Here is a 12,835-nt window from a genome sequence, read left to right as displayed (position 1 = left end):
ACTTTTGGCTAAGCTAAGAATATGGATGATTATATTCATTTAAGGCTAAAATAGGGCATTATGAGGGAAATAACAAAGTCCAATACGTAATAAAATGTCATTATGATATTCTTAAATGAAATTTAGATGGTATGCTGTTGTGTATCATAGATAAATGCTAGTATTTAATGCAAGTTTTGAGGTTTTTTATGCGATAAATTTTGCAAACACAACAAAAGTAAATACAAGGAATAATCATGCAGATTATAAAAACACACACAGCTATCATGACTGCTGCGTTAATTATGATAGTTAGTATGCCAGCGTTGGCAAATTGTGAATTAGATACAGGTTATCAACTGCCTAAAGGTGTGGGTTTTGGCTTTGATTGTGAATTTAAAGATGGACTGGCAGTGGTTGATAATAATGATAAATATGGTGTGGTAAATAAACAAGGTCAAATTATTGTCCCTTTAGAATATGATAACATTAGTTCTTTTTCTAATGGTATGGCTGCGGTCGAAAAGAATCAAAAATATGGTTTTATTAATCATCAAGCACAGACAGTCATTCCGCTAAAATATGATGGGATTGGTCTTTTTTATGATGGATTAGCAATAGTACAAGTTGGTGAAAAGTTTGGTTATATTAATCAAAATGGAAAACTGGTTATTCCTACTATATATGACTTAGCAACTAATTTTAATCAGGGTTTAGCGGTTGTAAAAAAAGACAATTTATTTGGTGTTGTTGATAAAAATAATCGTATAATTATAGATTTTCAGTATGATTGGATTGGAAGATTTTCGGAGGGATTAGCAAGAGTATCGAAATCTGGAAAGTCAGGTTTTATCAATAAAAAAAATGAACTGATAATTCCTTTGGTTTATGTTGGTGCGTCACTAAATTATTATGTAGATGGTAATAATTATAATTTTAAAAACAATATCGCACCTGTTAAAAAAGATGATAAATGGGGTTTTATTAATAAAAATAATGAAGTTGTGATTCCTTTTATTTATGAGAGCATCATACCTTTAAAAAATAATATTTCATTAGTCAAAGATAATGAAAAATGGCAGTTTATTAATGCTCAAGGAAATGCTATTAATCAATTAACTTATGATGATGTTAGCTTTTTACAACAGGGAATGATAGCCATTGCAAAGAATGATCAGTGGGGAGTTGTGGATGAATATGTAAGTTTTCTTGCTCCTTTGCAATATGATAAAATTACTCAGTTTGAAAAAAAATTAATGCTACTGATAAAAGATGGCAAATTTGATATTTTAAACCAACGAGGGCAAGTAGTATTGCCCGTTGTTTATGATGATTTAGCTCATTTTAAAGGTAAATTAGCACCAGTAGTAAAAGATAATTTATGGGGTCTTATTAATCAGCAAGGAAAAATTTTACTGCCTGCTATTTATGATGGTTTTAAGCATACACGAAACAATTTATGGGTAGCATTTAAAGCCGGCAAGGTCGGGGTTTTTGATGAAAATGGGGTAAATATTATTCCGCTAGTCTATGACAGTATGAGTGATTTCCATAATAGTATGGCAGGGGTTGCACAAAATAATAAGTGGGGCATGATTGATGAGGATAATAACCTTATCATCCTGATAGAGTATGAAGCGATTGCTTATTTTTCTGAGGGAATGATAGGTGTACAAAAAGATGGCAAATGGGGATTTGTCAATACAGACAATCAGCTGGTCATTGATTATGACTATGATATGGCAAGTGTTTTTACAGAAGGTACAGCAAGAGTAGTGAAAGATGGCGAGACTTTTCATATTAACAAACAAGGGCAACGCGTTGATTAAAGTAGTCGTTTAATAATTTAAAAATCCCTCTTAGCATAAGAACTAAGAGGGGTTTTTGTTTGCTACAATCTAAATAGCCTAAGCAAATAATATGCCTAATCATATACTTATACTTAAATCATCCCGTGTCCTACCTCCCAAAGCAAAGCCACTGCAATCCCTACGAAAATCAATCCACAAATGCGATTGAGCCATAACAATCGCTGTCCTGTTGCCAGCCATCTTGCCAATTTTTTGCCCCCAAAAGTATAAATCAGTTGCCAAATTGTCTCACTGATAAATAGCCCAATGGTGAGCCACACATATTGTGGCAGTAGGGGCGCAGAAAAATTAATAAACTTCGGGAAGAAGGCAGCAAAAAATAATATCGCCTTGGGGTTAGACAAAGACACCCACACACCAATACGAAATAGTGACAGTGAGGAATGAACTCGCTTTGGATTTATGCTATTTGTAGCATTATTAGGGGTATTTGAGGCATTTAGCAGCTTGGTGTCTTCTTTACCTGTTTGCCATGATTTTACCCCTAAATATAGCAGATACAATGCCCCCACAACTTTAATTGCTAGCAATAACCACGGAAATTGGCGACTGATGATGTTCAGCCCTAGTAACGTTGATAACAGTAGGATAAACAGTCCAATACTAAGCCCTGCGAGTGTCCATAAGGTGCGTTTCACTCCATAATTTAGCCCATGCTGAAAGGCAAGTAGCATATTAGGACCTGGTGTGGCAGAGATGACAAAGGTACTTAAAAAAAATAGGGTAAATTGCTCAAATGACATAAGTGTCGCCAAAGAAGATAACCATAAAAATTCAGGTGGTTAAGGTTGAGATGGGTAAAGTTATGGTGATAGATTTGCTATTATAGGGCTAATGATTAAAGAATCATATATTGAATAAAGACGGACTGAAAAATTATATTAAAAAATAGGACATGTTATGCAGCAAATCTTAAGGTTGCAAGTCTTTCAAACCATTGCAGAATTTAAAATAAGATGTCTATCTTATGAGCAATTAATTGATACGGTAGACGTAGAGTTATCACAAGATAATTTGCAAGTACAACTGGCTGATTATTTGAGTGATATTTATGCAGGCGTTAGTAATGGTTATCTAGCAAGTTTATATGGCATATTGACAGACAGACGAGTAGAAGTAGTGGGAGACGTAGCTGATTTATTTGCCTGCCCTTGTTGCGGTTATAAAACATTAACTGAAATCTATGACCCTAAGCGTGGAACGGGTTATGATATTTGTCATTATTGTCATTGGGAAGATGATGGTACAACTGATGCAAATCAACAAAGCAGTGTTAATCGGGGTAGTATCTCAGACTATAGAGTAGAAATGACTATTAAGCCAAATTTTTATTATCAAAAAATGTGGTATTGTGAGAAATGATTTTGAAAAATAAAAGGATGGCTATGCTAAAAAATAAAAAGTTAGTCGCTGTACTGACCATGACATTATCTATGTTAGCCAATGCTCAGATAATGGATGAATGCAAATTAGAAGAAAGTTACATTTTAGCACAAGGGATTAAATTTACGAAACCATGTATGCAACAACAAGGGGTGATGGTAGTTGAGCGTGATGGAAAATACGGGTTTGTAAATAAATATGGTGGGGTTATTATTCCTTTTGAATATGATAAAGTTGGTGAATTTACTGATGGTTTGATATCTATTTTAAAAGATGATAAATGGGGTTTTATTAATAAACAAGGAGAAGTTGTTATTCCAATACAATATAATTATGTTTCTTATTTTTCTAATGGATTGGCAGTGATTGAAGAAAATAGAAAAGTTGGCTTTATTAACAAAAAGGGAGAAAAAGTCATTGCCGCACAATATGACCTAGCACTACCATTTAATGAAGCGCATGACATCGCATTGGTTGTAAAAAATAATAAAATTGGTTTTATTAATATGAATGGGAAAATAGTTGTTGACTTGGCATTCGATGATATTGGAAATGCGAGTAAAGGTAACAATAAAATTATTGATGACGATGGATTTATCATAATAAAAAAATCAAATAAATGGGGGTTGATTAACAAAAAAGGGAAAATAGTTATTCCTTTAGAATATGATGAATCCTTTGTTTTTGTTGATGGATTAGCAAAAGTAAAAAAAGAAGGTAAATATGGTTATATTAATAAGCAAGGAAAAAAGGTTATTCCTTTAGAGTATGATGAAATTAGTGAATTTAGTGAAGGGTTGGCAGTGGCTAAAAAAGATAATAAATATGGCTATATTGATAAGCAGGGAAAAATAGTCATTCCTGTAAAATTAGAATACGATTCTGTTTATGATTTTAAGGATGGGTTGGCAAAAGTTGAAAAATATAATAGATATGGGTTTATTAATCAGCAAGGAAAAATAGTAATACCTTTGAATTATTTGAATGCTTGGGACTTTTTTGAAGGTATGGCAAGAGTTGAAACAGGCGGTGAGTTTTTTAAAATAAATAAGCAAGGTCAGAGAGTAAATTAACTCAATATAATTTAATATCTTGGGTTTATATCGAATAAATCAATTATTTTTTCTTTTACAATAAGTTAAGTGAATAGTGATGTTAAAAATAAAAAAGTTAGTAGCAATGCTGGTAGTAGCGTTATCTATGGCAATCAGTAGCCAAGTGATGGCAGCGTGTGAGTTGGATAGCGGCTATCAATTGCCAGATAAGGTTGAATTTACAAGTTATTGTAACTTTACAGATGGATTGGCCAGAGTCGAAAAAGAGGGAAAAGTAGGGTTTGTGAATAAACAGGGGGAAGTGGTTATTCCTTTAGAGTATGATTTGGCATTTCCTTTGGTTGCAGGATTGACAAGAGTGCAAAAAGCTGGCAAATGGGGTGTTGTGGATAAGCGAGCAAAAGTTGTTGTTTCTATAGAATATGATAATGTGGATGCTTTTTCTGAAGGTATGGCAATCGTTGAAAAAGATGGTCAGTTGGGTTTTGTGAATGAACAGGGAGAAGTCGTTGTTGCTATACAATATCATGATGTTAGTGCTTTTTCTGAAGGCTTGGCAAATGTAGCAAAAGCTGGCAGATGGGGATTTGTGAATAAAAAAGGAGAAGTAGTCGTTCCTATAGAATATAACTGGGTAAGTCCTTTTGTTGAAGGGTGTGCGCAAGTTATGAAAGATTTGAAATGGGGCTTGATAGATAAACAAGGCAAAGTAGTTGTACCCATAGAGTATGATAAAGTCAGTGATTTTTCTGAAGGCTTGGTAGCCGTTAAAAAGAATGGTAAATATGGATTTGTAAATAAACAAGGGGAAGAAGTTGTCCCTTTAGAATATGACTGGGTATATGATTTTTCTGAAAATTTTGCCAATGTGCAAAAAGATCAAAAAAACGGCTTTGTAAATCAACAGGGAGAAGTGGTTATTCCTTTAGAGTATGATTTTGCTAGTTCTTTTACTGATGGTTTGATAAGAGTCAGAAGACACCGCAAATATGGATTTGTAAATGAACAAGGAGAAAAGGTTGTCCCTTTAGAATATGATGCCGCTTATAATTTTTCTGCGGGATTGGCTGTTGTTAGTAAAGCGGGAAAAGCAGGATTTATTAACAAACAAGGAAAAATAGTGATACCGCTAGAGTATGATAAAGCTCGTTCTTTTTCCGAAGATATGGCAGCCGTAAGAAAAAATAGAAAATATGGATTTATTGATAGACACAATAATATAGTGATACCTTTTGAATATGATGATGCAGGTGATTTTTCTGAAGGACTTGTCGCGGTGAAAAAAGATAATAAATATGGATTTATTAATAAACAAGGACAGGTAGTAATACCCTTTGAATATGATAAAGCTCGTTCTTTTGCCAAAGGATTAGCAATAGTTAGAAAAAATGATAAATATGGTTATATTGATGAACAAGGAAAGATCGTGATTCCTTTGGAATATGATGAGGCTTGGGGGTTATCTCAGTCAGGTTATTATAAAGATTTAGCAATAGTTGAAAAAGAGGGTGAAAAAATTTATATGTTACCTTAAATGGCAAGATTGGCTATTTAAATAGACAAAACAAAGTGGTTATACCAATTGAATTTGATGGTTTTGAGGAATATAAGCTTAGTAAGCTTTGGATACAACAACTTATTTTAATATTGCAACTATAAAAATTATCTTAAGGAATGGTTATGTTAATAGTCAAAAGGTCAGTAGCAGTGCTAGCGGTGACATTATCTATGTTCGTCAGTGAACAAGTGTTGGCAGAATGTAAGTTAGAGAGAGGTTATGAGCTACCAGATAAAGTTGAGTTTGGTTTTTTATGTGAATTTAAAGAAGCATTAGCAGTTATTAAAAAAGATGAAAAATATGGATTTGTAGATAAACAAGGAGAAATCGTTATTCCATTAGAATATGATTTGGCTTTGGCTTTTTCTGATGGTATAGCAGAAGTTGAAAAAAATGGTCAGTGGGGATGGATAAATAAACAAGGACAAGTTGTCATACCTTTTGTATATGATGAAGTTAGACCTTTTACTGAAGGCTTGGCAGCCGTGAAAAAGGATAACAAATATGGGTTTATTGATAAGCAAGGTAAAGTAGTTGTCCCGTTAGAGTATGATTGGGCTTATCTTTTTTCAGAAGGATTTGCTTTGGTTAAAAAAGAGGGTAAATCTGGGTTTGTGAATAGTCAAGGAAAAGTAGTTATTCCATTAAAATATGAGGGGGCGCAACATTTTTCAGAAGGATTTGCTGCTGTTAAAAAAGATGGCAAGTTTGGATTTGTTAATAGTCAAGGAAAAGTGGTTATACCTTTTGAATATGATGAAGTCCGAGGTTTTTCTGAGGGATTAGTAGCCGTTACAAAAGATAAAAAATATGGCTTTCTTGATAAGCAAGGTAAAGTAATTATTCCTTTTGAGTATGATAGTGCAGCTTCTTTTTATCAAGGATTAGCAAGAGGTACAAAAGATGGTAAATGGGGTGCTATTAATAAACAGGGACAAGTAGTCATACCTTTTGAGTATGATGGTTTTAAGAATTTTTTTGAGGGATTGGCCTTAGTTAAGAAAAATGGAAAGTATGGCTTTGTGAATAAACAAGGAAAATTGGTTGTGCCAGTAGAGTATGATTTTGCGACTAATTCTGATGAACTTGCTATAGTAAAAAATAAAGGAAAAATTAGTATTGTAAATAGACATGCACAAAAAATTTCTCCCCACGAATTTGATGCTATGGGTAGTCTTAATGAAGGCTTAATAAGAATTAAAAAAGATAAGAAATATGGATTTGTAAATGAGCAAGGAGAAATAGTCATTCCTTTAGAATATGATTATTTAAGTGATTTTTATAAAGGATTAGCAAAATCTAAGAAAAATGGTAAATGGGGGTTTGTAAATAAACAAGGAAAAATAGTTATTCCTTTTCAATACGATCTTATTTTTGATTTTTCTGAGGACTTAGCTGCTGTTGTCGTTGGCGATAAAGTTGGATTTATTAATGAACAAGGCAAAGAAGTTATTCCTATTAGCTATAAATTTCATATTTCATCATTAAACAATAATCAGTATTATAAGTTTAAAGGCGGGATGGCTAAGATAATAAGAGGTGATGGAACATCTTTTTATATTAATAAACAAGGGGAGTATATAGGGTCATTAGATTAAAGCCAGAATGCTAACCAATATGAGCGTTTAAGTAGTATTAAGTTGACATATATAAATAAAAGAAGTAGCGTTGATCGAGGTAGTATCTTGGAATATAGAGAAGAAATAGTTGCCAAGTCAAATTTTTATTATCAAAAATAGATTAATCTAATATAGGAAATATCATTATGTCAAATAAAAGTGTAGTTTCAGTAGTGATGGTGGTATGTGGTATATTTATTGGTAATTATTCATTTGCTGATTATCAGCCCTGTGTTTTAGAGAACGGCTATCATCTACCAAGTAATGTAGAATTTGTTGATGAAATAGACTGCGAATTTGGTAATGGATTAGCACCCGTTGTTGATAAAAACCATCAGTATGGCTTTGTTAATAAAAAAGGGCAAATTATTATCAGACCACAGTATAAGGTAGCCTCTACTTTTTCAGATAACATGGCAGCTGTTTGGGTTAATGGCAAACGGGGATTTATCAATACGCGTGGCACGATGGTGATTCCTGCACAATATGAAGATGTTGGCTTATTCACTGAAGGGCTAGCACCTGTTATCAAAAACAACAAATGGGGATTTATCAATAAGTCTAATAAAGTGGTGATACCCTTTCAGTATGATGAAGCTTATTCTTTTTCCGAAGGATTGGCAGTAGTAAGAAATAATGGTAAATATGGATTTATTAATAAGCAAGGGCAGGTAGTAATTCCATTGACTTATCAGTATGTAGATTCATTTTCTGAAGGTTTGGCTAGTGTGAGTATGAATAATAAGTGTACTTATATTAATAAACAAAATAAGCCCATAACCTCATTTCGTTATGATTCATGTTATGAGTTTTATCAAGGTAAAGCAGAGGTTGAAGTTGGCAACAATAGCTTTACAATTAATAAGCGAGGTCAGCGAGTTAATTAAAATTAAGTTAACAAAGTTAAATTAACTTGGTTGTTTAATAAATTTAAAATTTTTTCAACTTAAAATAGTTAAGGGAAATTTATTTTCTAAAATATTTTAATTGAAATATAGTCGATTTAAGATAATAAAAAATTTTTATATTGAGTTGACTATAATAAAAAACATCTTAAGGATTAGTTATGTTAATAATAAAAAAGCCAGTGGCCATGTTTACAGTGGCATTATTGATGGCAATAAGTAGTCAAGTAATGGCAGCGTGCGAATTGGATAAAGGATATAATTTACCCAAAGGTGTATCTTTTTATCAAACAGGTATAACAATTTATAATAAGGGCAAATGTGATTTTTCAGAAGGACTCGCAAGAGCAACTCAAGGAAAATTAAAAATTGTATTTTCGAATGCATTTTATGATGGGAAAATTGGATTTGTCAATAAACAAGGAAGAGTAGTTATTCCTTTTCATTATGATGAGGCGAAAAATTTTTCGGAAGGATTGGCAGCCGTTAAAAAAGATGATAAATATGGATTTATTGATAAGCAAGGTAAAGTAGTTATTCCTTTTGAATATGATATGAGTAGTTCTTTTTCTGAAGGCACGGCTTTGGTTATAAAAAATGATAGATTTATATTTATTAATAAGTTAGGTAAAGAGGTTTTGAATTTAGATTATGATGAAGTGGGTATATTTTCAGAAGGTTTGGTAGCAGTCAAGAAAAATAATAAAATTGGATTTATTAATAATTCAGGAAAAATTATTATCCCTATAGAATATGATGAAGTCGGTGTGTTCTCACAAGGAATAGTGGAAGTTAAAAAAAATGGTAAATGGGGACTAATTGATAAAGAAAATAAACAAGTAATAGCAATGAAGTATGATAATGTGCAACCTTTTTTTGGCATGGTTGCAGCAGTGAAAAAAGATGATAAGTGGGGGCTAATTAATAAAGCTGATGAGGTAATAGTACCTTTCAAATATGACTATATAAGCTATATGCATGATGATAACTTAATAAGGCTAATTAATAACTTTAAAGAATATAATGGTCAGTTAAAAAATAAATATGGTTTGGCAAATAAACAAGGTAAAATTCTATTACCAGCAGAATATACAGATATTCATGAGTTTTCTGAAGGCATGGCAAAGGTATCAAAAATAGATAAGGTTAATGTAAGTTTGTCTATATCTAAACCTTCTTTTAAAAAGAAGTATAATTATAAATATGGGTTTATTGATAAACAAGGGGAAATAGTTATTCCTGTAGAATACGATAGTGCTTCTGATTTTTCAGAAGGTGTTGCAAGAGTTGAAAAAGATGGAGAATCTTTTTCAATCAATAAACAAGGGCAACGAGTTGACTAAGCCAGTCACTTAGTAATTTAAAAACCCCTCTGAGCCTAACAGCTAAGAGGGGTTTTTGTTCGTTATAATCTAAATAGCCTAAGCATACTAAAGCTGAGTATGTAGTCCACACTCACGATGCTCTTCAACCTTAGTGGGGTCAAAGTAGTCAAACTCATTAGGTAAGTTATTTTCTTCTAGATAAGCGTCTAAATCTTTATCATTTTTATAAAATAGTGGCGCAACTTTTAATACGCCATCTTTAGATTGGCTAAGTACATCCAAGCCTTGACGGAACTCAGTTTGGTCTTGGCGAATGGCGTTAAACCATACATCAGGTTTTAGCTCAGCCAATGCACGGCGAAATGGCTCAAGTTTGACCTGCTCGGTAAATTCTTCATGTTTGGCATCATCCACACCAGGAATACCGCCTAAAGTGACATCACGATGTGCACGAGTTTGTTGTGGAATATAAGTCACCACATTGAGGTTTAAATCTTTAATCAGCTTATTGGCAAATTTATAAGTTGCGTCAGTATTATAGCCAGAGTCGACCCACAGTACGGTAATGTCAGGACGCTGCTTGGCGATTAGATGCAAAATAGCCGATTCATAAGGGCGAAAGTTGGTAGTAATGATGGGATTTTCGGCTTTTGCCAATGCCCATTCTACGATTTGCTCAGGCGTTTTGCCTTGTAGCTCTTGATTGGCTTGCTCAAGATTGATGTCAATACTCATAAAATTATCCTTTTGGTTAATTATTGGTTAGTTATGGGTTAAAGCCTTATAAAATGGCTATCTAAATAGTTTTAAGTTTGTTTAAGCTCTTATCTAAAATTTAGCGGAACATTGTCATCTTTACCGAAACATTGGTAAGCGACTGGCGTTATCGCCATTATAAGCAGAAGGCAATGCCACAAAAGCTGCTTGAATGTCTTCGGTCACTTCAGAGGAGGGCAAAATAAAGCTATCCACTCCAGCACGTAGCAGATAGGCGATTTGGTCTCGCCCATAGGCTCCAGCAACACGAATTTCACCTGTGTAGCCTTGTAAGCGTAAATGCTTAATTTGGCTAAAGCTACGCCCATCAGCAAAGGCAGGCATATAAAATACCAATAAGTCTAATGCGTGCAGTAAGGTGTTGTCTTTGTCTTTTTGCAAGGCAAGTAGGGCATCGAGTTGTTCGGTTGAAATATCAGTATCTGCCCACAAACCAAGACGACTACAGCGAGCAGTAACCAGCTCTAAAGTTTGATGTAGCAATCCTTCTGGTGCTGCCAGTACATCGGTTAAAGGCAAGATAATGTCTAGTTTTTCTTGCTTGTGTAGCAGTTCGCTTAGCTCTATTTCATTCGATGCAATGCCATCAGGTAATTGAGCGACAGCAATGGCTTGCCATGTGTCATTGCTAGTAATGTCATAAGCTTGATTGTCAAGTATGTGATGATTAGCCATAGACTGCCTCCTTAAATGGGGCAATGCCCACACGTTCGACAAAGTCAGCAAATGGTTCACTGTTGTCCTCTTCTTGCTGGCGATCACGAGTATAGACATCCACGATGCTTTGAATAGTGTCAGCTACGGCATCGGCTGGGACAGCTTTACCAAGAATTTTACCTAATCTGGCATCGGCTTTTGAGCTACCGCCAAGGCTAATTTGATACCAGTGTTCGCCTTTTTTATCCACACCCAAGATGCCAATGTCACCGACATGGTGATGCGCACAAGCATTCATACAGCCTGACATATTGAGCTGAATCTCACCCAAATCATATAAGTAGTCAAGATTGTCAAATTGATTTTCGATTTGCTCAGCAATGTTATGGGTGGTGGCATTGGCAAGCGAGCAATAATCAAAACCGGGGCAGACAATCATATCGGTCAATGTACCGATATTGGCTCGTGCCAGTTTTAGCTCAGTTAATGCTTGCCATAAAGTATAAAGATCAGTCATTTTCACATCGGCAAAAACGAGATTTTGCTGATGCGTTGCGCGTATTTCGCCAAAGCTATACGCATCGGCTAAATCGGCAAGCGCATCCATTTGTTCAGCATTGACATCACCTGCTGGCACATACTTGCCATTCACCACACCTGCCTTAAGTGAGATAATAGCGGCTCGGTAGCCTGTTATTTTATGCGCTACCGTATTGTGAGCATACCAATCAGCAAAGGCTTTATTGGCATCTAGCTGTTTTTTAAGCTCAGTTTGGCAGGCGAGAGCATCAATCTGCTCATAGTCAAAATCAGTAAAATAGCTTTTTGCAGTGGCAAAATTTTCGTCGCTGAGGGTTAGCTCACCATCTTTGCTGTGCGCTTTCCATTCCGCTTCGACCAGTTTGGTAAACTCTTTTTCACCCATACTCTCGACCAATATCTTGATGCGAGCTTTGTATTTGTTATCACGTCTGCCATGTAGGTTATATACTCGCAAAATGGCATCCAAATAACTGAGCAGATGCTCACGTGGCAAAAATTTACAGATGGTCTTGCCAATCACAGGGGTACGACCTAAACCACCGCCAACAATGACTTCAAAGCCCACTTCACCCTCTTTATTTTTGAGTACGTGCAAACCAATGTCATGTACTTGGGTGGCAGCTCGGTCTTGCTCAGTGCCAATCACTGCAATCTTAAATTTGCGGGGTAAAAATGCAAACTCAGGGTGGAATGTTGACCACTGGCGGATAATCTCACAATAGGGGCGAGGGTCTTCAACCTCATTGGCATTAATGCCTGCATAGGGGTCGGTGGTGGTATTGCGGATACAGTTGCCCGAGGTTTGGATAGCGTGCATTTGTACAGAGGCAAGCTCGGCTAAGATGTCAGGCACATCTTCAAGTTTTGGCCAGTTTAATTGGATATTGGTACGGGTAGTAAAGTGCCCATAGCTTTTGTCGTATTTGCGGGTAATATCGGCAATTTTGCGCAATTGATAGCTGGCAAGCAAGCCATAAGGAATGGCAATACGTAGCATCGGCGCATGACGCTGAATATATAATCCATTTTGGAGGCGTAAGGGTAAAAACTGCTCTTCGGGCAGTTCTCCAGCAAGATAGCGACGAGTTTGGTCACGAAACTGTGCCACTCGCTCATCCACCATCGCTTGGTCTACTTGAGTATATTGATACATAGTTGGCTCG

At 35.1% G+C, this 12,835-nt stretch carries 11 protein-coding genes; 7 read left to right on the top strand and 4 right to left on the bottom strand.

Features of this window, described 5'->3' with window-relative positions:
* Positions 1-236: 236 nt before the first annotated feature.
* Positions 237-1,808 (top strand): WG repeat-containing protein, encoded by a 1,572-nt coding sequence (locus tag FHK89_RS09950; RefSeq protein ID WP_230659583.1) that lies wholly within the window; start codon positions 237-239, stop codon positions 1,806-1,808.
* Positions 1,809-1,921: 113 nt separating this feature from the next.
* Here the strand turns inward: FHK89_RS09950 and FHK89_RS09945 are convergent, their stop codons facing one another.
* Complete coding sequence (locus FHK89_RS09945; protein ID WP_230659578.1) at positions 1,922-2,593, bottom strand: LysE family translocator; 672 nt, start codon at positions 2,591-2,593, stop codon at positions 1,922-1,924.
* A 157-nt stretch (positions 2,594-2,750) separates the two neighbouring features.
* On the opposite strand from FHK89_RS09945, the gene FHK89_RS09940 reads away from it, so the two are divergent.
* From FHK89_RS09940 to FHK89_RS09915, 6 genes are all read left to right on the top strand, one after another.
* Complete coding sequence (locus tag FHK89_RS09940) at positions 2,751-3,212, top strand: CPCC family cysteine-rich protein (RefSeq protein ID WP_230659575.1); 462 nt, start codon at positions 2,751-2,753, stop codon at positions 3,210-3,212.
* A 23-nt stretch (positions 3,213-3,235) separates the two neighbouring features.
* Positions 3,236-4,306, top strand: coding sequence for a WG repeat-containing protein (locus FHK89_RS09935; protein ID WP_230659572.1), 1,071 nt, complete (start codon positions 3,236-3,238; stop codon positions 4,304-4,306).
* A 79-nt stretch (positions 4,307-4,385) separates the two neighbouring features.
* Positions 4,386-5,822 (top strand): WG repeat-containing protein, encoded by a 1,437-nt coding sequence (locus FHK89_RS09930; protein WP_230659569.1) that lies wholly within the window; start codon positions 4,386-4,388, stop codon positions 5,820-5,822.
* A 146-nt stretch (positions 5,823-5,968) separates the two neighbouring features.
* On the top strand, positions 5,969-7,444 hold the full coding sequence (locus FHK89_RS09925; RefSeq protein ID WP_230659566.1) for a WG repeat-containing protein: 1,476 nt from the start codon (positions 5,969-5,971) through the stop codon (positions 7,442-7,444).
* A 167-nt stretch (positions 7,445-7,611) separates the two neighbouring features.
* Positions 7,612-8,352 (top strand): WG repeat-containing protein, encoded by a 741-nt coding sequence (locus FHK89_RS09920; protein WP_230659564.1) that lies wholly within the window; start codon positions 7,612-7,614, stop codon positions 8,350-8,352.
* Between the two features lie 179 nt (positions 8,353-8,531).
* Positions 8,532-9,713, top strand: coding sequence for a WG repeat-containing protein (locus tag FHK89_RS09915; RefSeq protein WP_230659561.1), 1,182 nt, complete (start codon positions 8,532-8,534; stop codon positions 9,711-9,713).
* Positions 9,714-9,800: 87 nt separating this feature from the next.
* On the opposite strand, the gene FHK89_RS09910 is transcribed toward FHK89_RS09915, so the two are convergent.
* The 3 genes from FHK89_RS09910 to FHK89_RS09900 form a co-directional block, all read right to left on the bottom strand.
* Positions 9,801-10,430, bottom strand: a complete 630-nt coding sequence (locus tag FHK89_RS09910) for a phosphoadenosine phosphosulfate reductase domain-containing protein (protein ID WP_230659558.1) — start codon at positions 10,428-10,430, stop codon at positions 9,801-9,803.
* 120 nt (positions 10,431-10,550) lie between these two features.
* Positions 10,551-11,147 carry a DUF934 domain-containing protein gene (locus FHK89_RS09905; RefSeq protein WP_230659555.1) on the bottom strand — a complete coding sequence of 199 codons (597 nt, stop codon included), beginning with the start codon at positions 11,145-11,147 and terminating at the stop codon, positions 10,551-10,553.
* Positions 11,140-12,825: a nitrite/sulfite reductase gene (locus FHK89_RS09900; RefSeq protein ID WP_230659552.1), complete on the bottom strand. Its 1,686-nt coding sequence runs from the start codon at positions 12,823-12,825 to the stop codon at positions 11,140-11,142. The genes FHK89_RS09905 and FHK89_RS09900 overlap by 8 nt, the downstream gene beginning before the upstream one ends.
* Positions 12,826-12,835 lie beyond the last annotated feature (10 nt).

It is taken from the genome of Psychrobacter sp. I-STPA10 (genome assembly GCF_021012795.1).
In the GTDB taxonomy this organism is placed as follows: Bacteria; Pseudomonadota; Gammaproteobacteria; order Pseudomonadales; family Moraxellaceae; genus Psychrobacter.
This window is presented reverse-complemented; position numbering and strand designations above follow the sequence as displayed.

What these genes read in the sequence shown, in the direction of transcription:
- FHK89_RS09950 (WP_230659583.1), top strand. Translation starts at nt 237, where the DNA reads ATGCAGATTATAAAAACACACACAGCTATCATGACTGCTGCGTTAATT.
- FHK89_RS09945 (WP_230659578.1), bottom strand. Translation starts at nt 2,593, where the DNA reads ATGTCATTTGAGCAATTTACCCTATTTTTTTTAAGTACCTTTGTCATC.
- FHK89_RS09940 (WP_230659575.1), top strand. Translation starts at nt 2,751, where the DNA reads ATGCAGCAAATCTTAAGGTTGCAAGTCTTTCAAACCATTGCAGAATTT.
- FHK89_RS09935 (WP_230659572.1), top strand. Translation starts at nt 3,236, where the DNA reads ATGCTAAAAAATAAAAAGTTAGTCGCTGTACTGACCATGACATTATCT.
- FHK89_RS09930 (WP_230659569.1), top strand. Translation starts at nt 4,386, where the DNA reads ATGTTAAAAATAAAAAAGTTAGTAGCAATGCTGGTAGTAGCGTTATCT.
- FHK89_RS09925 (WP_230659566.1), top strand. Translation starts at nt 5,969, where the DNA reads ATGTTAATAGTCAAAAGGTCAGTAGCAGTGCTAGCGGTGACATTATCT.
- FHK89_RS09920 (WP_230659564.1), top strand. Translation starts at nt 7,612, where the DNA reads ATGTCAAATAAAAGTGTAGTTTCAGTAGTGATGGTGGTATGTGGTATA.
- FHK89_RS09915 (WP_230659561.1), top strand. Translation starts at nt 8,532, where the DNA reads ATGTTAATAATAAAAAAGCCAGTGGCCATGTTTACAGTGGCATTATTG.
- FHK89_RS09910 (WP_230659558.1), bottom strand. Translation starts at nt 10,430, where the DNA reads ATGAGTATTGACATCAATCTTGAGCAAGCCAATCAAGAGCTACAAGGC.
- FHK89_RS09905 (WP_230659555.1), bottom strand. Translation starts at nt 11,147, where the DNA reads ATGGCTAATCATCACATACTTGACAATCAAGCTTATGACATTACTAGC.
- FHK89_RS09900 (WP_230659552.1), bottom strand. Translation starts at nt 12,825, where the DNA reads ATGTATCAATATACTCAAGTAGACCAAGCGATGGTGGATGAGCGAGTG.